The organism is Saccharothrix sp. BKS2 (assembly GCF_047689505.1).
In the GTDB taxonomy this organism is placed as follows: domain Bacteria; phylum Actinomycetota; class Actinomycetes; order Mycobacteriales; family Pseudonocardiaceae; genus Actinosynnema; species Actinosynnema lopnurensis.
The window spans coordinates 324,769-351,119 of the sequence record NZ_JAUQOL010000011.1 but is presented as its reverse complement, the minus strand read 5'-3'; the positions used below and the strand labels follow the sequence as shown (position 1 = coordinate 351,119).

Sequence of the window (26,351 nt, the reverse complement as noted above, 5' to 3'; positions counted from 1 at the left end):
CGGGTTCTGGTTCGACGTCGTGGTGGTCGAGGTCGTGGTCGTCGTCGACGTCGTGGTGGAGGTCGACGTGGAGGTGGACGTGGACGTCGTGGTGGAGGTGCCGGTGGTGGAGCCGGTGCACGTGACGCCGTTGAGCCTGAACGAGCTCGGCACGGGGTTGGACCCGGTCCACGAGCCGTTGAAGCCCGGCGTGACCGACGCGCCCGTGCCCAACGCCCCGTTGTAGCTCGCGTTGCGCACCGTCACCGCACCGCCCGACTGGGAGAACTCCCCACCCCACATCTGCGTGACCTGCTGCCCGGCGGCGAACGACCACTCCAGCGTCCACCCCGACACCGCGTCGCCCAGGTTCGTCACCGTCACGTTCGCACCGAAACCACCCTGCCACTGGTTCGTCACGCTGTAGTCGACCCGGCACCCGACCGCCGCATTGGCATTGGTGCCGGCCGCCATCACCAGGCCCCCGGTCAAAGTCGCCACCGACACCGCCGCGGCGATACCGGCGATCCGGCTCCCCCTGCGTTCACCAATGTGCTCACCCATGCGTCGCCTCCTTGCGAACAGCACTCCTGGACAGCGGTCCTCCACGACCCCGACCACCACTGACCGGCGGTATCAGCGGTGGTCACAGGCTCTGGGAACGCTCCCAGGGAGCATTGCGCAAGTATGCGCAACTGGCAAGAACATTCATGTCGATGAACTGGCGGCCGGAAAGAGAGGCGCGCCGCACGATTTTTTCGCGGCCCACCATTCACGGACGTGAACGAAAAAAAGTGCGGAACGGCAACCCGTTCCGCACCTCCGCGATGACCGACGGCCGGGAACGCCCCGGCCCGCACGAGCCGGGCCGGGGCGTCCCGCGGACCTACACCCGGCCGACGCCCGCGCCCGCGGTGACCAGCGAGGGCACCGAGGAGGCGAGGTCCGACGAGTAGGCGTAGTAGGTGCGCGGCTCCACCACGGTGCCCAGGGTCTGCGGCGCCCCGGAGTTGACGTAGGCGTTGTTGCGCTCGACCACGCGCCCCGGCCCGCTCTTGTCGTAGCCGGACAGGATCGGCTTGGCCACGTTCTCGAAGTAGTTGCCCTCGACCACCACGCCCGCGTCTTCCGTGGACGCCACGCCGTAGAGCGCGTTGCCCCGGTAGTAGTTGTTGTAGACGTGCACGGGCTCGCCGAACCGGACGCGGGGGTGCCGCTGGTCGGTGCGGTCGAAGAAGTTGTGGTGGTAGGTGACCCGCAGCTTGCCCCGGTCGGCCGTGTAGGTGTCGGAGTGGCCGAGCAGGGCGGCCTTGCTGTGGTCGTGGAAGTGGTTCCAGGAGATCGTCACGTAGTCGGACTCCCGCTTGACGTCCAGCAGGCCGTCGTAGCCGCGCGAGAGGTCGCAGTGGTCGATCCACACGTGGTGCGCCTTGTTGGTGACGCTGATCGAGTCGTCGGACGCGTCGGTGAACCGCAGGTTGCGGATGATCACGTTGTTGCCGGGGCGGGTGGTGGAGCCGAGCTGGAGCCCGCCGCCGGTGATCTCCGAGCTCGACCCGACGCCCAGGATCGTCTTGTTCGCGACCACGGTCAGCATGTCGTCGCCGACCTGGATACGGCCGGAGACGGTGATGACGTAGGGCTCCTTGCGGCCCACGTAGTCGGCCAGGGCGTCGGCGGTGGTCACGGTGACCGCCTGGCCGCCGGCGCCGCCGGTGGTGCCGTTGAGGCCCAGGGCGTTGACCGAGGCGAAGCCGTCGGCGACGGCGAGCGCCGAGGGGTGCTGGTACGGCGTGGGGTAGGCGCTGGCGCCGGCGTTGCGCGGGGCGGTGGCGGCGAAGGCGGCCAGCGCCGAGCCGGCGAGCAGTCGCCGGCGGTTCAACGGGCTCATCGTCCCCTCCTCAGATCCGGCCCACGCCGACACCGGCGGGCACGGTGGTCCGCAGGTTCGCGGCGTTGTCGGGCGTGTAGGCGTAGTAGGTGCGCGGCTCGACCACGGAGCCGAGCGTCTCCGGGGTGCCGGAGTTGACGTAGACGTTGTTGCGCTCGACCACGCGCCCAGGCCCGCTCTCGTCGTAGCCGGAGTAGATCGGGAAGGGCACGTTCTCGAAGTAGTTGTGCTCCACCAGCACGCCCGCGTTCTCGGTGGACGCCACGCCGTACAACGCGTTGTCGCGGAAGTAGTTGTTGTAGACGTGGATGGGCTCGCCGAAGCGGACCCGGGGGTGCCGCTGGGCGGTGGCGTTGAAGTAGTTGTGGTGGAACGTGGTGCGCAGCTTGCCGGTGTCCGGGCCCGAGTTGGAGTCGGAGTGGCCGAGCAGCGCGGTCTTGCTGTGGTCGTGGAAGTGGCACCACGACACGGTGATCAGGTCCGCCCCGCGCACGATGTCGATCAGGCCGTCCGCGCCGCCGCTGAGGTCGCAGTGGTCGATCCAGATGTGGTGCGAGGACTGCTGGATGCTGATCGCGTCGTCGTCGGCCCCGGTGAACCGGAGGTTCCGGATGATCACGTTCTGCCGGCGGTACATGTCCAGGCCGCCGCCGTTGATCTCGGCGCCGGGCAGGCCGATGACGGTCTTGTTCGACCGCAGGGCCTGCTTGCTGCTGAACCGCATGATGCCGTCGACCTGGATGATGTAGGGCTCGTTGCGGTCGCAGTAGTCCAGGAACGTTTCGGTGTCCCGCACGGTGACCACGGGACCGCCCGCGCCGCCGGTGGTGCCGTTCTGGCCGAGCAGGTTGGTGCCCGCGAAGCCGTCGGCGGTGGCGAACGGCGCGGCCCACACCGGGTTGGTGGTGGTCGCGGGCCTGGCCGCGGCGGCTTTGGCGCCCGCGGCGGTCAGGGCGGTGGCGGCGGCGCCCGCGAGGAGGCCGCGCCTGCTGATGGGGCTCATGGCCGGTCCTCTCAGATCCTGCCGACGCCCGCACCCGCGGGCACGACGGTCGGCACCTCGGCGGCGCGGTGGAGCGTGTAGGCGTAGTAGGTGCGCGGCTCGACCACGCTGCCGCGCGTCTCGATCTCGTGGTTGCAGTCGACCAGGATGTTGTCGCGCTGCACCATGCGGCCCAGGTCGCCGCTGAAGTCCACCCGGCCGGGGTTGTTCACGCTGTAGAAGTAGTTGCCCTCCAGCACCACCCCGGCGTTCATCGCCGACGCCACGCCGTAGCTGTTGTCCCGGTAGTAGTTGTTGTAGACGTGCACCGACTCGCCGAACCGGACGCGCGGGTTGCGCTGGTCCGAACCGTCGAAGTAGTTGTGGTGGTAGGTCACCCGCAAGCGGCCGATGTCCTGCGCGCCGTTGTCGTCGTCATGACCGAGCAGCAACGTCTTGTCGTGGTCGTGGAACCTGTTCCAGGAGACCGTCACGAAATCGGAGCCGCGCTTGATGTCGACCGCGCCGTCATCGCCGTTGGAGAAGTCGTTGTGGTCGATCCAGATGTGGTGGCTGAACATCTGCACGTTGATCAGGTCGTCGGTCGCACCGGAGATGGAGAGGTTCCGGATGATCACGTTGTGCACGGCGTTGGCCGGGGGAGAGGTCACGTCGTCGTCCACCGGCAGGCCGATGTTGAGCCCACCGCCGACCAGCCGGGCGTCGGTCCCCAGACCGATGACAGTCTTGTCCGAGGACACGTCGTGCATCCCGTCCGAGCTGCCGGTCGGCAGCGTGATGGTGCCCTTGACCTGCACGACCAGCGGACCGGACCGGGAGATGTAGTCCAGGAACTGGGCCGGCGTGGTCGCGGTGACCACCGCGCCGCCCGCGCCGCCGGTGGTGCCGTTCTGGCCGAGCGCGGAGACCGAGGCGAAGCCGTCGGCCGACGTGGCGGCCAGGGCGGGGGCCGCGCCGGGCGCGGTGAGCGGGGAGGCGACCAGGACCGCGGCGGCGATGACCGCGGCCCGGGGCAGGGCGCGCCTGTTCCCGGCAGTTGTGCGCATGGGTTTTTTCCTTTCCCGACAGGAGTCAGGCGAGGGGCAGGGAAAGTGATTCTCATCGCACCGTAAGAGGTGTGTTCCGCACATGTCAACGCCGGATTTCCGGTTCACATATGTGGTTGTTTCAGGGGGTGGTTCTGTTCACATATGTGTTCTATTTCCGGTCTATTCCAGGTGACTGCGCATTCGATCTGCGTTCGATGCCGGAGGTTCGCTCCGCCGGGTGGGCACTCGAATGCCGATCACCGAGCCGGCGGTCATCGAGGAGTGCAAGCCTTGGTGGATGGGCCCCTACCGCGCGCCGCGACCTCGCCGCCCCGCACTCCCGCGCTCGTCCGGACGGATCACCCGACCGCCCGGTCCGCGCAGGTCGACCGGAGAACGCGGGCGGCGGCGACGGTCCGGGCGGTCGTGGAACTGGACTGCGGTCGCGTCGCTGCTCGCGGCGCTCGCGGCCGCGGCCGGTGTGGTGTTCACCGGTTTGTCCCTCCAGGCCACCCGCGCGCAGAACGCCGTTGCCGAGCAGGGGCAGTTCACCGACCGCTTCACCAAGGCCGTCGACCAGCTCGACCGCACCGGCCCGGAGCACCTCCAGGCCCGCTTGGGCGCCATCTACGCCCTGGACCGCCTGGCCCGCGACTCGTCCCGCGACCACCCCACGACCGTCGAGATCCTCTCCGCGTTCATCCGCACCACCGGTGGCAGGCCCGCCTTCACCAGCGGGAGGTTCGTCAGGGCCGGGCTCTGCGCCAATCAGTCGGTCGCTCCCGACGTCCAGGCCACCCTGACCGTCCTGGGCCGCCGTGACGCGACCCGTGACCAGGGCACTGTGATCAACTTGTCCGGTACGTGCCTCGGTGGGGCGGCCCTCACCGACGCGGACCTCGGCCGGGCGAACCTGGGCGGCGCGAACTTCGCCGAGTCGAACCTCGGCAGCGCGACCCTGACCGATGCGAACCTCGCCGGAGCGAACCTCACCAAGGCGACTCTCGCCGGCGCGAACCTGACCGGTGTGGACCTCACCACCGCCGACCTCACGGAGGCGAATCTCGGTGGAGCGACCCTCGCCGAGGCGAACCTCGACAACGCAACCCTCACCGGTGCGTACCTGAGGCAGGCGGACCTCGGTGGGGCGACCCTCACCGAGGCGGACCTCCTCGGCGCGCACCTCACCTACGCGAACCTCGACAACGCGAACCTCGCCAATGCGGACCTGGCGCAGGCGGACCTCACCGACGCGAACCTCAATGGCGCGGACCTCGCCTACGCGAACCTCGATTATGCGGACCTCGCCTACGCGGACCTCGGTTACGCGTATCTCATCGACGCGGATTTCACCGGCGCGTACCTCGCCGGCTCGAACCTCACGGGCGCGTACCTGGCCGATTCGAACCTCACCGGCGCGTACCTCGCGGGTGCGAACCTCACCGGCGCGGACCTCACCGGCGCACGACATGACGAGAACACCATCGTGACAGGCGCGGTCGTCGACGAGAGGACGAAGGGCGCGTGGTGGCGTTGATCTTTCGGTTAGGCCACAGCGCATACGCTGGGTAGCACTCCGACTCCCTCTTGGCGCTCAATCGGCGGTGTACGACATGCGCCCCCTGTCGGAAGTATGCAATGCGGGAGGAAAGTCGACCAATTCGGAGGGAAAACACCTGTGTCACCGAAAAAACGTTTTTCTTTTGTTTTCGCCACAGTTCTCGCGCTCGGTGCCTCGCTCCTGTTCGGAGGCACCGGGATCGCGTCCGCGACGCAGCCGCCGGGCGGCGCCGTGGCGGTGGACCTGCTGTCCGACGTTCCCAAGCACGTGGTGCTGGACGCCGCGACCGGGCGGGTGGTGTCGGCCGTGCCGGTGGGGGAGTTCGGGACGCTCATCTCCAACCACAACTACTGCAACTCGGGTGAGGGCTGCTACCACGCGGGTCGGACGCCCTACGCCCACCAGGGCTTCTTCGGCACGCCCGGGACGTTCACCGGCTCCTGGCCCTACCGGAGCAGCTGGTACACCGGCCGGTACACCGCGCGGGCGTGCTGGGTGGGGGCGTGCGCGCAGGTGGCGCTCGGCCCCAACACCACGGCGACGTTCGGCGGGACGCTGGTGACCGGGACGTCGTTCCGCATCTACTGAGCGCCTCCGGGCCCCGCTGCGGACGACCCGTCGGGACCTGACCGGATCCGCGGGTCAGGTCCCGGCGCGGCGGCGAACGAGCGGGCGGGCGAGTGGGTGGGTGGGCGGAGCGGCGGCCACAACAGCACCACAACAGCGGGACAACGACACGTCCGTAGACCTTTCGGTGTCAGGCGGGGAGGGCTCGCCGGGTAACCGAGGGGAAAGTTTCGATGAGTACACACTTCCGCAGTCGTCCGAAGCAGTCGTGGCGCCGTGCGCTGCCCGCGGTCGTGGTGACCGCCGCGATGGCCGCGGCGCTCGTCCCGGCGCACGCCGTCGCCCAGGTGAGCACGACCACGGTGGTCGAGGAGGACCAGGACTTCCCGTCGGTGCCCCTGCCGGACCCGACGCGCACCGACCCGGAGGTGCTGGCCGTCGTCAGCGCCGCGGCGGACGCCCTGGAGTACTCGACCGCGGTGGTGGCGGCCGACCCGACCCGGGAGTACCCGGAGGGCACGGTCGAGGCCGGCCTGCGGGCCGGGCTGCTGACCGTGCCCGCCGAGGTGCAGCGGGAGATCACCCGTTCGGCGCAGGCGATGGTCAACGCCGACGTCGACGCCAGGGTCGCCGAGTTCGGCCAGTACGGCAGGAACGACTGGGCCACCCACGCCCGGCTGGGGTTCGCGGGCGTCTTCCAGGCCGAGACGCTGCGGGTGGACCGCGCGGCGCTGACCGCCCGGCTGAGCGGCCAGGCCGACCAGTTGGCGACCGAGGGGCGCGCGGCCGAGCAGCAGGTCCACGAGGAGGCCCGCAGGCTGGGGGTCGACCCGTCCACCATCGAGCGGGTCAAGGCGCTCGCCCTGGACATCACCTCGGTGAAGTGCCTGGGCGAGACCGACGACTGGTCGCCGAGCGACGAGATCTCGATGGGCGGGTTGACCATCGGTTCCGACGGGGTGACCACGAAGATCAGCCCGTTCAACGTGCACGACGACTTCGACACCGGTGAGATCATCACCTACGGCAACGGCGGCAAGCGGTTCTCCACGCTGAACATGTCCCAGGCGGGCGTGTGGCCGCGCTACTACGGGCACAGCGTCTTCCTCGCCGAGAGGGACGGCTTCGGCGGGTTCTCCAAGGCCCTGACGAACGCCTGGGAGCAGGTCAAGGGCTACGTCCAGACCGCGATCGAGAAGCTGGTCCAGGGCGTGCTCTCGCCCTACCTCGGCGCGGCCATCGCCGGCGCGATCGGCAAGGCGGTCGCGTGGCTGGTCAAGACCTTCATCGGGTGGCTGGTCAAGCTCTTCCAGGACGACCTCTTCGCGCCGCAGCACGTGAACGTGAAGCTGCCGTCGAACGCGAAGTTCATGTACGAGAACCCGATCTACCTGGGCTGGGACGACTCCCGCTCGCCGACCATGTCCGGGTGGTACAAGGGCCACGGCGGCGGCCACTACCGGGTCAACGCCCACCTGGAGGTCCTCTCCTGACCTCGTCGGGCACCACCGGCCGAGCCCTGAGCGGAATCCGCTCAGGGCTCGGCCGGTCGTCGTACCGGGCGCGTTGCCGCCCGGCACCGGGTCAGAGGAAGTCGCCGCCGCGGGTCACGGCGCCGTAGGCGTCCACGATGCCGTACCCGTAGAAGCCGTTGAACCGGGTGTCACCCACGCAGGTCGCGGTGAACTCGGCCGGTCGGCCGACGTCCTCGTACGACACCGTGCGCGGCTCGGGGCAGGCCCGCGGGGTGGCGGTGTTGACCAGCACCGCCTGGACCCGGTCCGGGGACATGGTCAGCGTGCCGGGGCGCGCCCGGTCCTTCTTGCCGTACTGGCTGACCACCAGCGCGGCCACGCCGGTGGCGTGCGGCGCGGCCATCGAGGAACCCTGGAGGTAGCGGTAGAAACCGCAGGTGGTGGCGTCGCAGTACCTGGCCACCCCGGCCGCGAGGCCCTGAGGGGTGATGGCGCCGTCGGCGTCGACGTCTCCCGCGGCCACCGCCACGTTGCGGGGGTAGGTGGAGCGGATCAGGTTCTCGTTGGTGCGGTACCAGTCGGTGCCCAGGCCGTCGCGGAAGTAGCCGCCGGGGGCCGACAGCACGGTCTGCTCGGTGCCGTAGTTGGCGTAGTCGGCCTTGGCCGTCGACGGGCCGAGCGCGGACACCGAGATGACGTGGTTGCCCTCGGTCGGGAGGTTCAGGCACGTCGCGTTGTCGATCGCGCGGGGGTAGGAGGCGCCCGGCGGGTAGTTCGGGCTGGCCGCGTCGGTCCGCGGGTTGCCCAGGTCCTCGTGGTTGTTGCCGCCGGCGCCGATCAGGGTGACGCCCTTGCGGTGCGCGTAGTCGAGCGCGCGCTGGACCGCGGTGATCGTGGTGCGCTGGGCGATCTGCGCCTCGGTGCCGTCGGCCGGGTTGGCCGTGCAGTTCATGTACCAGGGGTCGACGTAGAACGACATGTTGATCACGTCGAGGCCGATGTCCGCGCCGTAGGTCAGCGCGTCCACCACGGGCTGGAGGAAGAAGTAGCCGGAGTCCTGGCCACCGCGGATGTTGACCAGCGACACGTTCGGCGCGACGCCGGACACGCCGAAGCCGTTGGCGGCGGCGCCGATGGTGCCCGCGACGTGCGTGCCGTGGCCGCCGTCGTCGCGGTCGGCGGGGTCGACGCAGCCGCGGAACTCGCACGGCCCGTCCAGCTCGTCGCCGTTGGGGTCGTTCGGGATGTCGATGGTGAAGTTGCGGGACAGCTCGCGGTTGAAGTTCGGCGCGATGTCCGGGTGCGTGCCGTCGACCCCGGTGTCCAGCACGCCGACGTGGACGCGCCGGTCACCGGCCTGCCGGGCGCGGGCGATGTCGGAGCGCACCAGGCGCAGGCCCCACAGGGCGTCGTCGAGCGGGTCGAGACCGGCCGTAGTGCGGGGTTGGCCCTGGGGGGCGGGCCGGGCGTTCGCGCCGACGTGCTCGGTCTCGACCTCGTGCTGCTCGCGGACCTGCCGGTTCGCGCTGCGGGGGGTGTGGCCGATCGGCCGCACCGGGGCCGCGCCGAACACCGCGTCGGCGGCGGTGACGCGCCGGACGAACCCCGTGGCCGGCGCCTTCACGGTCAGCGTGCCGACCGCGGCGTTCTCGGCGGTGACCCGGCCACCGGCGGCCTCGACGGCGGCACGCGCGGCCGGGAGCGGCGCACCGGTTTCCACGAGGACGGTGTAGTCGGCGTCCTGCTGCTGGGCCGACACGGGTTGGACGGTGGCCACGAGCACCACCACCGCGCTCGCCACCGCGAGCACTGGCCGAGCTAATCGTCTGGGTCTCAACGTTGTCTCCTCGCACCGGATCGGATCGCGTCGCGACACCCTGTCACAGGCGACCGCCGGCGGTCAGGGTCCTTCGTCGGGTTCCGGGTACGGGGTACGGGGTGCCGGTGGCGGTTACGCCGTCCGGGCGTACCAGTGGTCTAGACCTCCCTCTAGCGTGGTCCGGACCATCCCGTAGCCACCGCCAGTGCGAGGAGAACGATGTCGATGAAGAGGTGGGGCGCAGCCGTCACGGCCGGCGCCCTGTCGATCGGGCTGCTGGTCGCCGGCGCCCCGGCCCAGGCCCACGACCGCCACGGCTCCGGCGCCGTCCGCACCGTCGGGTACTACACGCAGTGGAGCTTCGCCGACCGCGGCATCCCGGTCCGCTACCTGGTCGACAACGGCACCGCGGCCAAGCTCACCCACCTCAACTACGCCTTCGGCCTCCTCGACGAGCAGGGCAGGTGCGTCAGCTCCGACCCGGTGGCCGACTACCAGCGGCCCTTCACGGCGGAGCAGGCCGTCAACGGCAGGGCCGACCGGCCCGGCCAGGCGCTGGCGGGCAACCTCAACCAGATCAAGCAGCTCAAGCAGAGGTTCCCCGGGCTGCGCGTCTACATCTCCCTCGGCGGCTGGACGGGGTCGAAGTACTTCTCCAACGCCGCGCTCACCCGGCAGTCGCGCGCCGCGCACGTGAAGTCCTGCGTCGACCTGTGGCTGAAGGGCAACCTGCCGGGAGCGCCCGCCGGTGCGGCCAAGGGCGTGTTCGACGGCATCGACCTGGACTGGGAGTGGCCGGCCACCGAGGGCAACGCCGGCAACGTCGTGCGCCCCGAGGACAAGCAGAACTTCACCGAGCTGCTGCGCGAGTACCGCGTGCAGCTGTTCGCGCAGGGTCTGAGGGACCGCAGGTCCTACGACCTCACCGCGTTCCTGCCCGCCAACCGCGAGGCGCTGGACCGCGGTTACGAGGTCGAGAAGGTCTACCGGCTGCTCGACTTCGCCACCGTGCAGGGTTACGACTACCACGGCACCTGGGAGAGGACCACCAACCAGCAGTCGGCCCTCCGCGTGCCCGAGGGCGACCCGACCACGCCCCCGGACAGCGGTGAGATCGTCGTCGACGCGCACCTCCAGCGCGGGGCGCCGCGCCACAAGGTCGTCCTCGGCGTGCCGTACTACGGCCGCGGCTGGACCGGCGTGACCAACTCGAACAACGGCCTGTTCCAGCAGTCCACCGGCCCCGCCCCGGCCACCTACGAGGCGGGCTACGACGACTACCGCCTGCTCAAGAACCTGCTGGCCGACGGGAGCTACAAGCTCTACCGCGACGAGGCGGCAGGCCACGCCTGGCTGTTCGACGGCACCACGTTCTGGACCTACGACGACCCGATCGAGCTCAAGCGCAAGGGTCGGTTCATCCGCGACCGCGGGCTCGGCGGCGCGATGATCTGGTCGCTGGACGGCGACACACCGCAGGGTGAACTGATCAACGGGCTGTACGCCGGTCTGCACCGGCGCTGAGGAGACCCGCGGCTGTGACGACCACGGGGTGCGCCGCGCGAGGCGGCGCACCCCGTGGTGGGTCGGCCCCGTGGTGGGTCAGCCCACCGGCCGGGTCAGGCCGGTGAAGCGGCGGGTCTGCGCGGTGATCGCGTCCTCGACCGGCATCCGCTCCAGCGAGGACGCGCCGTAGAAGCCGTGGACGCCGGTGGTGGCGCCCAGCACGTGCCGCACGTCCTCCGGCTCGGCGATCGGACCGCCGTGGCACAGCACCAGCACGTCGTCCCGCACCGCGTGCGCCGCGTCGGCCCACTCCTGGAGCAGCCCCGCGCACTCGTCCAGGCCGCGCGAGGACACCGCGCCGATCGTGCCGCCGACGGTCAGCCCCAGGTGGCAGACGACGATGTCCGCGCCCGCCTCCGCCATCGCCTCCGCGTCCCGCGCGGAGAACACGTACGGCGCGGTGAGCAGGTCGTGCGCCGCCGCGGCCGCGATCAGCGACACCTCCAGGTCGAACCCCATGCCGGTGGCTTCGAGGTTGGCCCGGAAGTTGCCGTCGATCAGGCCGACGGTCGGGAAGTTCTGCACGCCGCAGAACCCCATCCGCGCCAGTTCGGGGAGGAAGACCTCCGGGTCGAGGAACGGGTCGGTGCCGTTGACGCCCGCGAGCACCGGCGTGCGCGTCACCACGGGCAGGATCTCCCGGCCCATCTCGACGACGACCTCGTTGGCGTTGCCGTAGGCCAGCAGCCCGGCCAGCGAGCCGCGGCCCGCCATCCGGTACCGGCCGGAGTTGAACACCGTGAGCAGGTCGACGCCGCCGTTCTCCTGGCACTTGGCCGACAGGCCCGTCCCGGCGCCGCCGCCCACGACGACCTCACCCCGCGCGGCCTTGGCGCGCAGCCGCTCCAGGACCTCGGCCCGGCGGAACCGCGGCACGGCCGCTACTTCCCGCGCAGGTGACGGAGCACCGCGCTGATGTCGTCGTCGCCCAGGCCGTCCCGCACCGCCGCGGCCAGCCGCTCCCGGGCGCCCGCGACCACGCCGCCGTCGACGCCGCCCGCCTCCAGCACCAGCCGCAGGTCCTTCTCGGCCAGGCCGAGGGAGAACTGGGTGGAACCGGGGTCGTCGAGCTTCTTGCGCACGCGCGGGACCAGCGGGCTGACCACCGTGCCCTCCAGGGCGGTCAGCGCCAGTTCCTGGTCCAGCCCCAGCTCGTCGGCCAGCGCCAGCGCCTCGCCCACCATCACGAACGACGCGCCGAGCACGATGTTGACCAGCAGCTTCACCGAGGCGCCCGCGCCGAGCGGCCCCACGTGCTTGACCTTGCCCAGCACCGCCAGCACCTCGGAGGCGGCCGCGACGTCGTCCGCGGAGCCGCCGGCGTAGATGCCCAGCTCCCCGGAGGACGCGGCGGGCAGGCTGCCCTTCACCGGGGCGTCGACCAGCCGGGCGCCCCCGGGCAGGAGCTCGCGCAGCGCGGCCACCGCCCGCGGCCCGATCGTCGACATCTCCACCACCAGCGCGCCGTCCGCGAGGCCCGCGGCCGCGCCGTCCGGCCCGGCGAACACCGCCTCCACGGCCTCGGGCCCGGTGAGCATGGTGATCACCAGTTCGGCGCCGGCGACCGCCTCCGCCGGCGTGCCCGCGGCGCGGGCGCCCGCGTCGACCAGCGGTGCGGTGCGCTCCGCGGTGCGGTTCCACACGGTGAGTTCGTGGCCCGCCGCCACCAGGCGGCCGGCCATGAGCGAGCCCATTCGGCCCAGTCCGAGAAACGCTAGTCGAGTCACGGGCGTGGACCGTACCGGAGGCGCGCGTTCCCGCAAGGGTCTTTCGGTCGGGTTCATCGCCTATCTATAAACCACTGATCGGTCTAATGGAGATCACGCCCTGTGAGCAGGGAGGCCCAGTTCAAGCCCTGGTAAAGCCCATTCGTTTTCCTTATGGCCACTAACGGTCTATTGGCTGTTCGTCTGTTGTTCACCTAGCGTTGCGGTCGCTCAGACGCCGTGAGGGCGTCGTTGCCACTGGGGGAAGCATTGGCACCAACTGGAGCGCGCGCTGCCGAGCGCGCGCAGTACGAGCACGAGCACAGACGGGGGACCGCCGGCCTTTCTGAGCTGGTGTGGCGTCACGTCCGGGTCCGACCGGAGGCGTGCGCCGTCCACTCGCCCGGCACGGGGGAGTCCCTGACCTACCGACAGCTGTGGGCGCGTTCCGAGCGCGTCGCGGCCGGCTTGGCGCTCCGAGGCGTCGAGCGCGGTGAGGTCGTCGCGGTCGACCTGGGGCGTTCGGTCGACCTGGTGGTGGCGCTGCTGGGCGTGGTGCGCGCCGGCGGGGCCTACCTGCCGCTGGACGCGCACGCTCCCGCCGAGCGCCGCGCCCTGCTGCTGGAGGAGGCCGGTGTCCGCACCACGCTGACCGCGGCCGACCTGGAGGACACCGGCGCGCGGGAGGACGAGGACCGCGCCGTGGACGGGACCGATGTGGACGCGGCCTATGTGGACGCGGCCGACGTTGACGGGACCGTCCCGCGCGGGACCGACGTGCGCGCCGCCGGCGACGACCCCTGCTACGTCAACTTCACCTCCGGTTCCACCGGGCGCCCCAAGGGCGTCGTCGTGCCGCACCGCGCCGTGGTCCGGCTCGTCTCCAACGCCCGCTACTGCACCGTCGAACCGGGGGACCGCGTGGCCAACGCGTCCAACCCCGCCTTCGACGCCACCACCTTCGAGGTGTGGCACACCCTCACCGCGGGCGCCGCGGTGGTGGTCTTCCCGGCCGTGACCGAGCTGCGCCTCGACGACTGGGCCGAGCTGGTGCGGACCGAGGGCATCACCACGATGTTCCTGACCACCTCGCTGTTCCACATGGTCGCGCGGGAACGGCCCGGTGCATTCCGGGACCTGCGGACCGTGGTCGTCGGCGGGGAGCAGCTGGACCTGGCGGCCTGCCTGCGGGTGCTGGCCGAGGGCCCGCCCGGTCGGCTCGTCAACGGCTACGGGCCGACCGAGACCACGACCTTCGCCACCTACTACGACTGCACGCCCGACTCGTTGGCGGGCCGCGACCGCGTCCCGGTCGGGTTCCCCCTCCAGGACACCCCGGTCCACGTGCTCGACGCCGAGCTGAGGCCCGTCGAACCGGGTGCCACGGGTGAGCTGTGCGTGGGCGGGCCCGGCGTGGCGCTGGGCTACCTGAACCGACCCGACCTCACCCGCGAGCGCTTCGTGCCCGTCCCGGACGGCGACGGCCCGGTGTACCGCACCGGCGACCTGGCCAGGGTGCTGCCCGACGGCGCGCTGGAGGTGCTCGGCCGGCGGGACCGGCAGGTCAAGCTGCGCGGCTTCCGGATCGAGCTGGAGGAGGTCGAGCGGGCCGTCCTGGCCACCGGCCTGGTGGACAGCGCGTTCGCGGAGAAGCTGGGGGAGGGTCCCTCGGCCTACCTGGCCTGCGCCGTGCTGCCCGTGCCCGGCGCGGACCCCGGCGACGCCGCCGGGCTGCCCGCCGCCCTGGAAGGCGCCCTGGCGCGCTCGCTGCCCGCCTACGTGGTGCCGACCCGCTGGCACGTCCTCGGTGGACTGCCCTACGGGCCCACCGGCAAGGTGGACCGCGCCGCGCTCTTCGCCCCCCTGCGGTCCCCGGCCGAGGAGGACGGGGAAATTCCCGGTGAGGGTGTATCCACGACCGGCGAGCCGGCTCCGATAAGTGTGGCGGGACAGGTCGAACTCGTCTGGAAGGACGTGCTGGGGGTGCCCGCCGCGGCGCCCCGGGACAACTTCTTCGACGTGGGAGGCAACTCGATCCTCGCGATCCAGCTGGCCTCGCGGCTCCGCGAGCGGCTCGCGGTCGACGTGGAGCCCACCGACGTCCTGCTCGCCGAGTCGCTGGCCGAACTGGCCGACCGGGTGGGCGAGCGGGTGTCCGCCAAGCCCTAGCGGCCCGTCCGCCGAACCACCACCCCCGGCACGGCCGGGGCACCACCGCACGTCCCCACGCGCCCCGGGCCGCACCGCGCCCCGAGGTGTCCTCGCCATGCCCGATTCGGAGATCCCACGCGTGAATGACCTGCCTTCCGGCCCCACCAGGCTGGGTGCTCGCGTCGCGCCGCTCTCGTTCGCCCAAGAGCGGCTGTGGTTCATCGACGCCGCCGCGCCCGGCTCCGCGACCTACAACGTCCCGCTCCTGCTGAGCTGGCGCGGGACCGTCGACCCCGCCACCCTGACCGCCGCCCTCAAGGCCGTCGTGGACCGCCACGAGGTGCTGCGCACGACCTATCACCTGCGTGACGGCGCGCTGGTGCAGGAGATCGGCGACACCGGCGAACCGGCGGTCGAGGTCGTCGACCTGTCCGGTGTGGACGGTGCTCGGGACCGCGCCCGCGCCGAGGCCGCCGACCTCGCCCGCCGGGGCTTCGACCTCGCGGACCGGCCGCCGCTGCGCTGCGCGGTGTGGCGCGGCGTGCCCGGCGGGGACCTGGTGCTGCTCGTGGTGCACCACATCGCGGTGGACGGCTGGTCGCTGCCCTCGCTGTTCGCGGACCTGGCCGCGGCCTACGACGCGGTCGAGGCGGGTGAGCCGGCCGCGCTGCCGGAGCTGACCGTCCAGTACGCGGACTTCGCGGTGTGGGACCGGGCCGTGACCGACTCGCCCGCGATGGAGAAGCTGCTCGCCGACCGCGCCGAGCAGCTGAACGAGGTGCCCGGCGACCTCCTGCTGGGCCCGGCGCGCCCCCGCGCCGCGGTGGCCGACGGCGACCGGCCGGGCGAGGAGCACGTGTTCGCGATCCCGGCGGAGCTGTGGACCGGCGTGCGGGACCTGGCCCGGACGCTGCGCGCCACCCCGTTCGTGGTGCTGTTCGCCGCGTACCAGGCGGTGCTCCAGCGGTGGTCCGGCCGCGACGACTTCCTGGTCGGCACGGTCACCGCCAACCGCCCGCACGCCTCGGTGGAGCAGCTGGTCGGCTTCTTCGTCAACACCGTGCCGCTGCGCTGCCGGCCCGAGCCGGACCTGGCGTTCGCCGAGCTGTGCAAGCGGGTGCGCACCGAAGCGTTCCAGTCGCTGACCCACCAGCGCATCCCGTTCGACCGGCTGACCACCCGCACCTCGCGCGGCACGGCCACCATCAGCTTCGCGCTCCAGAACATGCCCGCCCCGGGCGCGGACGGGCGGTGGACCGGACCGGAGCTGCTGCCCACCCGGACCGCCAAGTTCGACCTGATCCTGATCGTCGAGGAGGAGCTGGGCGGCCCGCGCGGGCGGATCGAGTTCGACACCGACGTCTACCCCGCCGAGGTCGCGGCCCGGCTCGCCGGGAACTTCCTCACCCTGCTGACCGCCGCCGTCCGCGACCCCGGCACCACCGTGGCGCGGCTGCCGCTCGGCGCCGCCCGCGAGGGCGTCCTCGTCGGCGCGGACCAGGACCTGGACGGGGCGGTGTCCGTGCTCGACCTGGTCGGCCGCGGCTTCACCGACCCCGGCGCCACCGCGGTCAGCGCCGCCGGCGACCGCGTGTCGTGGCGCGAGCTGGACACCTGGTCGCGCGCCGTGGCGCACCACCTCGCCGACCGCGGCGCCGGACCCGGCGCGTTCGTCCCCGTGCTGGCCGCGCGCGGCCCGGCGCTCGTCGCGGGCTGGCTGGGCGCGCTGCGCACGGGCGCCGCCTACGCGCCGCTGAGCCTGGACACCCCGGCCGACCGGCTGGACCACGTGCTCACTGAGCTGGACGCGCGGGTCGTGCTGGTCGACCACGCCGGCGCGGCGCTCCTCGCGGCGCACGGCACGCGGGTGGACGCCGTGCGGATCGAGGACCTCCGCGCCGCGCGTGACCTGCCCGAACCGGTGCCGACCGAACCGGTGCCGACCGCACTGGCGCTGCCCGAATCGACGCTGCCCGAACCGACGCCGACCGCACCCACGCTGCCCGACCCGGTGCTGACCGGCCGCGAACCGGCCGTGGTCATCTACACCTCCGGCACGACCGGCAGGCCCAAGGGCGTGCTGGTGCCGCACGGCGGGATGCTCAACACCGCCGTGTGGTGGGCGCGCGACATCGACCTGGGCCCGGCCGACCGGGTGCTGTGCACCTGGTCGACCTCCTTCGACGGCGCCACGCACGAGGTGTTCCGCTCGCTGATCGCCGGCTCCGAGCTGGTCTTCGCCGACGACGTGGAGCGGCGCGACCCCACGGCGCTGGCCCGGCTGCTGCGCGGGGTCACCGTCACCTCGATGACCCCGAGCCTGCTGCGCGCCGTCCTCGACGCCGACGACGATCCCGCGCCCACCGCGCTGCGCACCCTGTACGTGGGCGGCGAGGGGCTGCCCACCGCGCTGGCCCGGGAGTGCCTGGACCGCTGGGGCGTGCCGATGCGCAACATCTACGGCCCGACCGAGGCGTCCTGCATCAGCACGTTCGCGCCGGTGGACCTGGCCGACGGGCGGGCGCCCGCGATCGGCGTGCCGCTGCCCCGCACCCGCGCCTACGTGCTGGGCGCGCACCGGGAGGAGCTGCCGGTGGGCGTCCCGGGCGAGCTGTACGTGGCCGGCGCGGGCGTGGCCCTCGGCTACCTCGGGCAGCCCGAGCGCACCGGCGCGGCGTTCCTGCCCGACCCGCACGGCGAGGGGCCCGACACCCGGATGTACCGCACCGGCGACCGGGTCGTGCTGCGCGAGGACGGCCTGGTCGAGTGCCTGGGCCGGGTGGACGACCAGGTCAAGGTGCTGGGCAACCGCATCGAGCTGGGCGAGGTCCGCAAGCTGCTGGAGGAGCGGCCCGAGGTGCGCGCCGCCGCGGTCCAGGCCGAGGGCGAGCCCCTGCGGCTCGTGGCGTGGATCGAGCTCGCCGAGCCGGACGCGCCGCTGCCCACCCGTGACGAGGTGCTCAAGCCCCTGCTGCGCTGGCTGCCCGCGGCGGTGCTGCCCGCCGAGGTGCACGTGGTCGACGCGCTGCCCATGACCGGCAACGACAAGACCGACTTCGCCGCGCTCGGCGCGCTGCGCTCGGTGCGCCTGCCGCACGCCACCGCGCCCGCGGGCGAGCTGACGCCGGACCAGGAGCGCGCCGCGCGGCTGTTCGCCGACGCCCTCGGCCGCGACGTCGCCGAGTTCGGCGTGGACGCCGACTTCTTCACCAGGGGCGGCCACTCGCTGCTCGCGGTGAAGATGCTGGCCGGCACGCGGGCGGCGCTGCGGGACTTCCTGGCCGACCCGACCGTGGCCGGGCTCGCCGCGCTGCTCACCGCGCCCGAGCCGGAGGCCGTCGCCGCGCCGGCGGCGGACGACCGCTTCCCCGTGACCGCGGTGCAGCAGCGGTTCTGGTTCATGGACAAGGTCTCCGCGCTGCGGTCGGCCTACCTCGCGCCGGTGCTGACCGAGTTCACCGGCCGGGTCGACCTCGACGCCCTGCGCCGCGCCGTGGAGCTGGTGCTGGGCCGCCACCCGGCCCTGCGTTCCCGGTTCGCGCTGGACGCCAAGCAGCGCAAGGTCTTCTACCGCACCGACGGCGCGCCGCCGGAGGTCGTGGTCACCGACGCCGCCGGCTGGTCCGCCGACGAGGTGGCCGACCACCTGGCCGACGCCTGCTGGACGCCGTTCGACCTCGCGGTCGACGCGCCGGCGCGGGCCGAGGTCGTCGCGCTCGACGACCGCGCCGTGCTCGTGCTCACCGCCCACCACATCGTCACCGACGGGTGGTCGCAGCAGGTGCTGGCCGAGCAGATCGCCGCGGTGTACCGGGGCCGGGACGACCTGGCCGACCCCGTGCACCCGGCCGCGCTGGCCGGCGAGCCGGTCGACGAGGCGCGCATCGCCGCGGTGGTGGAAGCCCTGCGGGGCGCGCCCACGGACGTCGACCTGCCCCGCGACCGGCCGCGGCCGACCGTGCAGTCCACCGGGGGCCGCACCACCACCGCGCTGCTCGACCGCGAGGTCACCGCCGCGCTGCGGGCGGCGGGCGCCGAACTGGGCTGCACCACGTTCATGACCACCGCCGCGCTGCTCGCGGTGGCGCTGGCCCGCCGCGGCGACCAGCGCGACTTCCTGTTCGCCTTCCCCTGGGCCGGCCGGGACCGGGCGGGCGGCGCGGACGCGGTGGGCATGTTCATCAACACCCTGGTGCTGCGGGTCGACCTGCGCGACGAGCCGACCTGGCGCGAGCTGCTGGTCCGCGTCCGCGACCGCAGCACCGCCTGCTACCGCGACGCCGACGTGCCGTTCGACGCCATCGCGGCGGCGCTGCACCCGGGCCGCGACCTGAGCAGGCCGCCGGTGACCCCGGTCTACACCACGGCCCTGCCCGCGCCGGCGGAGCCACCGGACCTCGGGCCCGGAACCACGGCCCGCTACCTGCCACCGGAACCGACGCACATCAAGTACGAGTTCGAGCTCGTGGCCACGGACCTGCCCGACCGGGTGGAACTGGCCGCCTCCTGCGCCACCGGACTGTTCGACGCCCGCACCGCGGCCGGCCTGCTCGCCTCGGTGACCGCCGCGGCGGGCGACCTCGCCGTCGACCTCGACGCGCCCGCACTCAAGGAGATCCGCAAGTGAACACGCAAACCGCCACCGACCTCGCGGCCACCACCGAGGGGGTCCGGCAAGCCTGGGCCGAGGTGCTGGACCGCACGACCGTGCCGGACGACGTCAACTTCTTCGAGATCGGCGGCGACTCGCTGCTGCTCATCGTGCTGCTGGAGCGCCTCGGCGGCATGACCGACCGCGAGCTGGAGGCGGCCGACCTGTTCCAGCACAGCACCGTCCGCGCCCAGGTCGAGCTGCTCACCTCGCCCGACGCCCCGCGCGAGCTGGTCGAGCTGGGCGCCACCAACCGCCGCGGGCTGCTCGGTCGCGCCCGCCGCACCGGACAGGGGGAATGACCCGGTGAGCGACACCGACATCGCGGTGGTCGGGATCGGCGCCCGGTTCCCGGACGCCTGGACCCCGCAGGACTTCTGGCGCAACCTGGAGGACGGCGTGGTCTCGCTGCGGGAGCTCCCGCGCGAGGCGATGCTCGCCGCCGGGGTGACCGAGGCGATGCTGGGCGAGCCCGACTTCGTCCGGGTGGGCACGAGCCTGCCCGGCCACGCCGACTTCGCGGCCGAGTTCTTCGGCTACCCGCCCACCGAGGCGGAGCTGATCGACCCGCAGCAGCGCATCTTCCTGGAAGCGTCGTGGGAGGCCCTGGAGACCGCCGGGCACGCGCCCCGGCCGGGCGGCCCCGTCGTGGGCGTGTTCGCGGGCGGCGCGCAGAGCACCTACACCTCGGTGCTGTTCGCGGCGAAGGCGCAGGCCGAGGGCATGGCCGCGGCCATCGACGACGTGGACCTGCACCTGGGCGGGCTGGGCGACTTCCTGCCCTCCCGGGTGGCCTACAAGCTGGGCCTGCGCGGTCCGACGGTCGGCGTGCAGACCGCCTGCTCGTCCTCGCTGTACGCGGTGCACTACGCGACGCTGAGCCTGCTGTCCGGCGAGTGCGACATCGCCCTGGCCGGCGGCGCGACCGTGCTGGAGCCGATCGCGGGCTACCGCTACCAGCCCGGCGGGCTCATGTCCGCCGACGGTTTCTGCCGGGCCTTCGACGCCAGGTCCACCGGCACCTCGTTCAGCTCCGGCGTGGGCGTGGTGGCGCTGCGCAGGCTGTCCGACGCGCTGGCCGACGGTGACCACGTGCTCGCCGTGGTCAAGGGCAGCGCGGTCGGCAACGACGGCGCCGACCGCTCCGGCTTCACCGCGCCCAACCCGCTCGGCGTGGCCGAGGTCGTCTCCGGCGCGCTGCGCGTGGCGGGCGTCAGCGCGGACGAGCTGCGCTACGTCGAGGCACACGGGTCCGGCACCTCGCTGGGCGACCACATCGAGCTGCGCGGCCTGGCCGAGGGGCTGCGCGCCAGCACCTCGCGCACCGGCTTCTGCTCGCTGGGCACGGTGAAGGCCAACATCGGGCACACCGGCCCGGCCGCGGGCATCGCCGGGTTCATCAAGGCCGTCCGCATCGCCCAGACCGGCACGCTGCCCGCGCACCCGATGTTCGAGCGGCCCCGCGACCCGGGCCTGCTGGCCGAGAGCCCGTTCCACATTGCCACCGAGGCGGGCGCCACCACCGACCGCGACCGGCACGTGCTGGTCAACTCGATGGGCCTGGGCGGCACGAACGTCGCCGCGGTGCTCGCCCCGCCGCCCGCGCCCACCCGGCCCGCCGCCCGCGCGGACGAGGTCGTCCGGCTGGTGCTGTCCGCGCGGACCCGCACCGAGCTGGACGCCATGTCCAAGCGGCTCGCCGACGCGCTCGACCCCGACGCGGCGGCCGACGTCGCGCACACCCTGCGCGTGGGCCGCAAGGCGTTCCCGGAGCGCCGCGTGGTCAGCGCGCCCGCCGGCAGGCTGGCCGCCGCGCTGCGCCTGCCGCGGCCGCCGGCGGCGCGCACGGTCCGCGCCACCCCGCGCCGCGCGCTGGTCGCCGCGGCCGAGGGCGTCGAGCAGGCGGTGCTCGACCGCTTCGCGCTCGCCTTCGGGGCGGACGTGGAGGTCGTCGCCGGGCCCGAGGACAACCCGCCGCCGAACACCCACGTGGTGTCCGCGACGGGGGACGTCGACGAGGCGATCACCGACGCCTGGCTGCACGGCGTCGAGGTGGACTGGGCCGCGTTGTCCGACGGCACCGGCCGCCGCGTGCCGCTGCCCGCCTACCCGCTGTCCCGCCGCCGGGCCTGGGCGCTGGACCGCTACCCGGCCCTGCACGCCACGCCCGCGCCGGCGTGCGCGGCCGTCCCCGCCGCCCCGTCGACCGAACCCGTGGTGGGCGCCGACGACGTGGAGCAGGGCCTGCTGGAGGTCTGGCGCGACCTGTTCGGCGGCGGCCGGGTCGGCCTGGACGACGAGTTCGGCGCGCTCGGCGGCTCGTCGCTGCTGTCCGTGCAGATGGTGCTCAAGATCCAGAAGCGGTTCGACGTGCTGGTCAACGTGCACCGGGCGGGCGGCAGCAAGGCCACCGTGCGGCGCATCGCCGAGATCGTGCGCGGCCTGCGGGCGGGCGCCGAGCGCGGCTCGTCCGACATCGACCCGATCGCCGACGGCGACGGCGACCTGGTGGACCGCGACCTCCAGCTGCCGCTGGGCGAGCTGGCGCCGTTCGAGGCGCCGGGCCGGGACGTGCTGCTCACCGGCACCACCGGCTTCCTGGGCACGTTCCTGCTGCACGAGCTGCTCGCGGCCACCGAGGGCCGGGTGTACTGCGTGGTCCGCGCGGACCACGAGGCGCGGGCCCGGCAGCGGCTGCGCGACGCCTCGGCCAAGTTCGGCCTGCCCGAGCCCGACCCGGCCCGCGTGCACCTGGTCCTGGGCGACCTGCGGGACGTCACCGGGCTGCTGGAGTCCTACCGGGACGGCGAGCTGGCCGGCCGGATCGGCTACGTGCTGCACTGCGCGGCCAAGGTGGTGTTCACCGAGCCCTACCGCGTGCTGCGCGAGGACAACGTCCTGGCGACGGTCGACCTGCTGCGCTGGATGCGCGGGCACGGCATCCGCGACTTCAGCTTCGTCTCCACCGTCGCGGCCACGCACTACGCGCTCGGCACCGACAACAAGATCCTGGAGACCCGCGACCAGCCGCTGGACCCCCAGCAGGGTGGCTACGGCGTCGGCAAGTGGGTGGCCGAGCGGCTGCTGGAGCGCGCCGAGCAGGACGGGATGCGGGTGCGGATCTTCCGGCCCGGGTTCATCCTCGGCTCGACGAAGACCGGCGCCTGCAACGACAAGGACCTCATCTGGAACGTCCTCACCAGCGGCCTCGCGGTCGGCGCGCACCCGCTCGACGACCGCGCCATGCCGATGGCCCCGGTGGACGTGGTGTCCAGGGCGATGGCCGAGCTGACCGTCTCGCCCGGCTCGGTCGGGCGGGTCTACCACCTGGTGGACCGCAAGAGCTTCAGCCCGCGCCGCCTGTTCGGGCTGCTGGCCGGCGCCGGCTGGCGGACCGAGGCGGTGACCCCGGAGACCTGGCAGCGGCGGGTCGCGGACAAGGCGCTGGAGACCGGCAGCGGGCTGCTGTCGACGATGGCCCTCTACGAGCTCGACGGCCACGAGCTGGACGAGGACGGCCTGGAGGCGGTCGCCTGGCGGCCGTGGCTGGAGCGCGCCGAGCTGGGCTCCGCGCCGACCGGTGACCTGCTGCGGCGCTGCCTGACCTTCCTCGCCGAGCGACACCCGAAGTTCGGCGACCTGATCGGCGACCTGCTCGTCCGGTCCGACGTGGACGACCAAGACCTGGTGGAGGTTCGATGAGCGAGCAGGGGATCAACCGGCTCGGCGTGGTGGGCGCGGGCACGATGGGCACGGCCCTGGCGACGCTGGCGATCGGCCGCGGCCTGCCCGTGGTGCTGGTCGACGTGGACGACGCCGTGCTGGAGCGCGCCCGGGACAACGTGGCGCAGCAGCTGCGGCTGGCCCAGCTCATGGGCAGGCTGCCGCGCACCGCGTCGGTCGGCGAGCTGGTCACCACCACCTCGGTGGGCCGGCTGGCCGACGCCGACGCCGTCATCGAGGCCGTGACCGAGCTGCCCGAGGTGAAGGCCAAGGTGCTGGCGGAGGTGTCCGCGGCGGTGCGCCCCGGCACGCTGCTGGTGACCAACACCTCGGCCATCCCGGTGGACGAGCAGGCCGACTGGACCGCCCGGCCCGAGGAGCTCGTCGGCATCCACTTCATGAACCCGCCCTACCTGATCCGCACCGTCGAGGTCATCCACGGCCCGCGCACCGGGCAGGACGCCAAGGACCGCACCGACGCGCTGCTGGCGGCGCTCGACTGCGAGGGCGTCGTGGTCGGGGACGGGCCCGGGTTCGTCATCAACCGCATCCTCCAGCGCATGATCAACGAGGCGGCCCGCATCGTCGAGGAGGGCCGCGCCACCCCCGAGGCGGTGGACGCCGTCTTCCAGGGCTGCCTCGGGCACCGCACCGGCCCGCTGGCCACCGCGGACCTGATCGGCCTGGACAACGTCGTGGACTCCCTGAGGGTCCTGCGCGAACGCACCGGCGACCTCGGCTACGAGCCGTGCGACCTGCTGGTCGCGAAGGTCGCCGCCGGCGACCACGGCCGCAAGACCGGCCGCGGTTTCTACGAACACGGAGAGGCACAGTCGTGACCCTGTCTACCACCCAGCAGACCACCACCACCGGCCGGAACGACGCCGAGATCGAGCAGCACGTGCTGCGCTTCATCGAGCAGCACACCAAGAAGACCTGGGCCCCCGACACGGACCTGTTCGCCTCGGGCGCGGTGTCCTCGCTGTTCGCGCTCCAGCTCGTGATGGCGCTGGAGAAGGCGTTCGACGTCTCGGTGGCGGGCGAGGACCTCAAGCTGGACAACTTCCGCACCGTCAACGCGATGGTCGCGCTGGTGCGCAGGCTCCAGGACGAGGGCAGCGGTGAGTGACGACCTGAGCGAGGCCCGCGTGCTGGTCACCGAGCTCGTCGGCGACCGCGCTGGCGAGTGGGACCGCGCGGGCCGCATCCCCACCGAGGTGGTCCGGCGGCTGGGCGAGGAGGGCCTGCTGTGCGCCGAGGTGCCCGCCCGCTTCGGCGGGCGGGGCTGGTCCAGCCTGGACAACGGCGGGTTCACCGCCCACGTCGGCTCGCTGTGCAGCTCGCTGCGCAGCCTGATGACCTCGCAGGGCATGGCGGCGTGGGCGGTCCAGCGGTTCGGCTCCGCCGCGCAGCGCAAGCACTACCTGTCCCGCCTCACCGGCGGTGAGCTGGTCGGCATCGGGTTCAGCGAGCCCGGCGCGGGCAGCGACCTGTCCGCGATGGGCACCACCATCCGGGTCGAGGGCGACGCGGTGGTGGTGGACGGCACCAAGGTGTGGCTCACCGGCGCCGGGTACGCGGACCTGCTGGTCGTGGTCGGGCGGTTCGGCGACGGCGCCGCCGCGGTGGTCGTGCCGACCACCGCCGCGGGCGTGTCCGTCCGCCCGGTGCCCGACCCGATGGGCTGCCGCGCGGCCGGCCACTCCACGGTGGAGCTGCGCGACGTCCGACTGCCGCTCGACGCGCTGCTCAGCGGCGCGGGGCAGCCGGTGTCCATGCTGGTCACCACCGCGCTGACCTACGGCCGCGTGTCCGTGGCCTGGGGCTGCGTCGGCATCCTGCGGGCCTGCCTGACCGCGGCGACGCGGCACGCGGCCTCCCGGGTCCAGTCCGGCAAGCCGCTGGCCGAGCACCAGCTCGTCGCCGGGCACCTGGCGGACCTGCTGGTGGCCGAGCAGGTGGCCACCCGGGTCTGCGAGCACGCCAGCCGGTGCTGGGACGACAGCTCGCCCGAGATGGTCACCGCCGCCGTGGTGGCCAAGCACGTCAGTGCCACCAACGCCGCGCGACAGGCTTCGACCGCCGTGCAGGTGCTCGCCTCCGCGGGCGCCGAGGACGGCCACGTCGTCGCCCGCGCCTACCGGGACGCGAAACTCATGGAGATCATCGAGGGCAGCAACGAGATCTGCCGGCTCGTGCTGGCCGAGCACGCCCTGGCGGTGGCGTCGTGAGCGCCCCGACCGGAGCCGGGGACGCCGGCATCGGCATCGGCGCCATCCGCTGCGTGCTGCCCGACGACCGCGCCAAGGTCGTCGACCTGCCCGAGTTCGCCTCGCTCGCCCACGAGGAGGCCGAGTTCGCGCGGGCCGCGGGCGTGGAGACCGTCGCGGTCTTCGACGAGGAGCCCACCACGGACCTGGCCGCGCGGGCGTGCCGCGAGCTGCTCGCGGCCAACCCCGGGCAGCCGGACGTGCTGATGCTGGTCAGCCCCCGCTCGCCGGAGGTGCTGCTCGGCTCGGACGTGGGCGCGGTGGCCCACGGCAGCGGCCTGGCGTCGTTCTCGTTCACCGTGGACGGACTGGGCTGCACCGGCTCCAGCGCGGCCTGGGCGCTCGCCCGCGACCTGCTGGTGGCGGACCCGTCGCGGGAGAGCGTCCTGATCGCCCACGCCAGCAGGCCGACCGGCGCGGACCGCATCCGCTACCCGGTCACCGTCATCGGCGACGGCGCGTACGCCATGACCGTGGTGCGCGGCGGGCGGCCCGTGCTGCGGGCGCACCGGATGGAGACCGACGGCAGCTTCCACGACCTGTTCCGGGTCGACTACAAGCAGGCCCCCTGGTACGAGTGGCGCGAGGAGTGCCAGTCGGCCGACCGCTACCGCTTCGACCTGGCCATGCACAGCCAGAAGCGGCTGGACCGGCTGGTCGACCAGGTGCTGGCCGACGCGGGCGTGACCAAGGCCGACGTGGGCGCGACGCTCATGCAGAACGTCACCGCGAGCGCCTACGACTTCTACACCACCCTGCTCGGCGTGCCCATCCACCCGGTGTGCGGGCAGCACCTGCGCGAGCTGGGGCACCTGGGCGCGATGGACGTCGTGCTCAACCTCGACCGCCTGCTGGCCTCCGGGGAGCTGGGGCGGGGAGACCTGGTGCTGGTGCTCAACAACAGCCCGGTCGCGGCCTGGGCGGTGACGCTGTGGGAAGTGTGAACGAAGGGGGAGCACGG

The 26,351-nt window shown here is 72.9% G+C and carries 19 protein-coding genes; 12 read left to right on the top strand and 7 right to left on the bottom strand.

What is annotated here, in order from left to right; translation table 11 throughout:
- The 4 genes from Q5530_RS24685 to Q5530_RS24670 form a co-directional block, all read right to left on the bottom strand.
- On the bottom strand, positions 1-543 hold a 543-nt coding region (locus tag Q5530_RS24685), incomplete at its 3' end, for a cellulose-binding domain-containing protein (RefSeq protein WP_415365126.1).
- 322 nt (positions 544-865) lie between these two features.
- Complete coding sequence (locus Q5530_RS24680) at positions 866-1,870, bottom strand: pectate lyase family protein (RefSeq protein WP_415365125.1); 1,005 nt, start codon at positions 1,868-1,870, stop codon at positions 866-868.
- 10 nt (positions 1,871-1,880) lie between these two features.
- On the bottom strand, positions 1,881-2,873 hold the full coding sequence (locus Q5530_RS24675) for a pectate lyase family protein (protein WP_415365124.1): 993 nt from the start codon (positions 2,871-2,873) through the stop codon (positions 1,881-1,883).
- Positions 2,874-2,884: 11 nt separating this feature from the next.
- Positions 2,885-3,919 carry a polysaccharide lyase family 1 protein gene (locus tag Q5530_RS24670; protein WP_380638604.1) on the bottom strand — a complete coding sequence of 345 codons (1,035 nt, stop codon included), beginning with the start codon at positions 3,917-3,919 and terminating at the stop codon, positions 2,885-2,887.
- A 466-nt stretch (positions 3,920-4,385) separates the two neighbouring features.
- Between Q5530_RS24670 and Q5530_RS24665 the strand changes: the two genes are divergently transcribed.
- The 3 genes from Q5530_RS24665 (at position 4,386) to Q5530_RS24655 (ending at position 7,522) form a co-directional block, all read left to right on the top strand.
- Positions 4,386-5,438, top strand: a complete 1,053-nt coding sequence (locus Q5530_RS24665) for a pentapeptide repeat-containing protein (protein WP_415365123.1) — start codon at positions 4,386-4,388, stop codon at positions 5,436-5,438.
- A gap of 255 nt (positions 5,439-5,693) precedes the next feature.
- On the top strand, positions 5,694-6,050 hold the full coding sequence (locus Q5530_RS24660; RefSeq protein ID WP_380638602.1) for a hypothetical protein: 357 nt from the start codon (positions 5,694-5,696) through the stop codon (positions 6,048-6,050).
- A gap of 212 nt (positions 6,051-6,262) precedes the next feature.
- Positions 6,263-7,522, top strand: a complete 1,260-nt coding sequence (locus tag Q5530_RS24655) for a hypothetical protein (protein WP_415365122.1) — start codon at positions 6,263-6,265, stop codon at positions 7,520-7,522.
- Between the two features lie 91 nt (positions 7,523-7,613).
- Here Q5530_RS24655 and Q5530_RS24650 read toward each other — a convergent pair whose 3' ends face one another.
- Positions 7,614-9,314 (bottom strand): S8 family serine peptidase, encoded by a 1,701-nt coding sequence (locus Q5530_RS24650; RefSeq protein ID WP_415365121.1) that lies wholly within the window; start codon positions 9,312-9,314, stop codon positions 7,614-7,616.
- A 228-nt stretch (positions 9,315-9,542) separates the two neighbouring features.
- Between Q5530_RS24650 and Q5530_RS24645 the strand changes: the two genes are divergently transcribed.
- Positions 9,543-10,847, top strand: coding sequence for a glycoside hydrolase family 18 protein (locus tag Q5530_RS24645; RefSeq protein ID WP_415365120.1), 1,305 nt, complete (start codon positions 9,543-9,545; stop codon positions 10,845-10,847).
- A 78-nt stretch (positions 10,848-10,925) separates the two neighbouring features.
- On the opposite strand, the gene Q5530_RS24640 is transcribed toward Q5530_RS24645, so the two are convergent.
- The gene (locus tag Q5530_RS24640; protein ID WP_415365119.1) at positions 10,926-11,765 is read right to left on the bottom strand and encodes a phosphoenolpyruvate hydrolase family protein; all 840 of its coding nucleotides are present in this window, start codon (positions 11,763-11,765) and stop codon (positions 10,926-10,928) included.
- A 5-nt stretch (positions 11,766-11,770) separates the two neighbouring features.
- Positions 11,771-12,673 (bottom strand): NAD(P)-dependent oxidoreductase, encoded by a 903-nt coding sequence (locus Q5530_RS24635; RefSeq protein ID WP_415365118.1) that lies wholly within the window; start codon positions 12,671-12,673, stop codon positions 11,771-11,773.
- A 276-nt stretch (positions 12,674-12,949) separates the two neighbouring features.
- Here Q5530_RS24635 and Q5530_RS24630 point away from each other — a divergent pair, with 276 nt between their 5' ends.
- From Q5530_RS24630 to Q5530_RS24595, 8 genes are all read left to right on the top strand, one after another.
- Positions 12,950-14,764, top strand: a complete 1,815-nt coding sequence (locus tag Q5530_RS24630) for a non-ribosomal peptide synthetase (RefSeq protein ID WP_415365117.1) — start codon at positions 12,950-12,952, stop codon at positions 14,762-14,764.
- 121 nt (positions 14,765-14,885) lie between these two features.
- Positions 14,886-19,373, top strand: a complete 4,488-nt coding sequence (locus tag Q5530_RS24625; RefSeq protein WP_415365116.1) for an amino acid adenylation domain-containing protein — start codon at positions 14,886-14,888, stop codon at positions 19,371-19,373.
- On the top strand, positions 19,370-19,699 hold the full coding sequence (locus Q5530_RS24620; protein WP_415365115.1) for an acyl carrier protein: 330 nt from the start codon (positions 19,370-19,372) through the stop codon (positions 19,697-19,699). The genes Q5530_RS24625 and Q5530_RS24620 overlap by 4 nt, the downstream gene beginning before the upstream one ends.
- A 4-nt stretch (positions 19,700-19,703) precedes the next feature.
- On the top strand, positions 19,704-23,099 hold the full coding sequence (locus Q5530_RS24615; protein WP_415365114.1) for a thioester reductase domain-containing protein: 3,396 nt from the start codon (positions 19,704-19,706) through the stop codon (positions 23,097-23,099).
- The gene (locus tag Q5530_RS24610) at positions 23,096-23,959 is read left to right on the top strand and encodes a 3-hydroxyacyl-CoA dehydrogenase family protein (protein WP_415365113.1); all 864 of its coding nucleotides are present in this window, start codon (positions 23,096-23,098) and stop codon (positions 23,957-23,959) included. The genes Q5530_RS24615 and Q5530_RS24610 overlap by 4 nt, the downstream gene beginning before the upstream one ends.
- A complete protein-coding gene (locus Q5530_RS24605; RefSeq protein WP_415365112.1) occupies positions 23,956-24,249 on the top strand; it encodes an acyl carrier protein in 294 nt (97 codons plus the stop codon). Before Q5530_RS24610 ends, Q5530_RS24605 begins: the two co-directional genes overlap by 4 nt.
- Positions 24,242-25,351 (top strand): acyl-CoA dehydrogenase family protein, encoded by a 1,110-nt coding sequence (locus tag Q5530_RS24600; protein ID WP_415365111.1) that lies wholly within the window; start codon positions 24,242-24,244, stop codon positions 25,349-25,351. Before Q5530_RS24605 ends, Q5530_RS24600 begins: the two co-directional genes overlap by 8 nt.
- Positions 25,348-26,334, top strand: a complete 987-nt coding sequence (locus Q5530_RS24595; RefSeq protein WP_415365110.1) for a 3-oxoacyl-[acyl-carrier-protein] synthase III C-terminal domain-containing protein — start codon at positions 25,348-25,350, stop codon at positions 26,332-26,334. Before Q5530_RS24600 ends, Q5530_RS24595 begins: the two co-directional genes overlap by 4 nt.
- Positions 26,335-26,351: the final 17 nt, after the last annotated feature.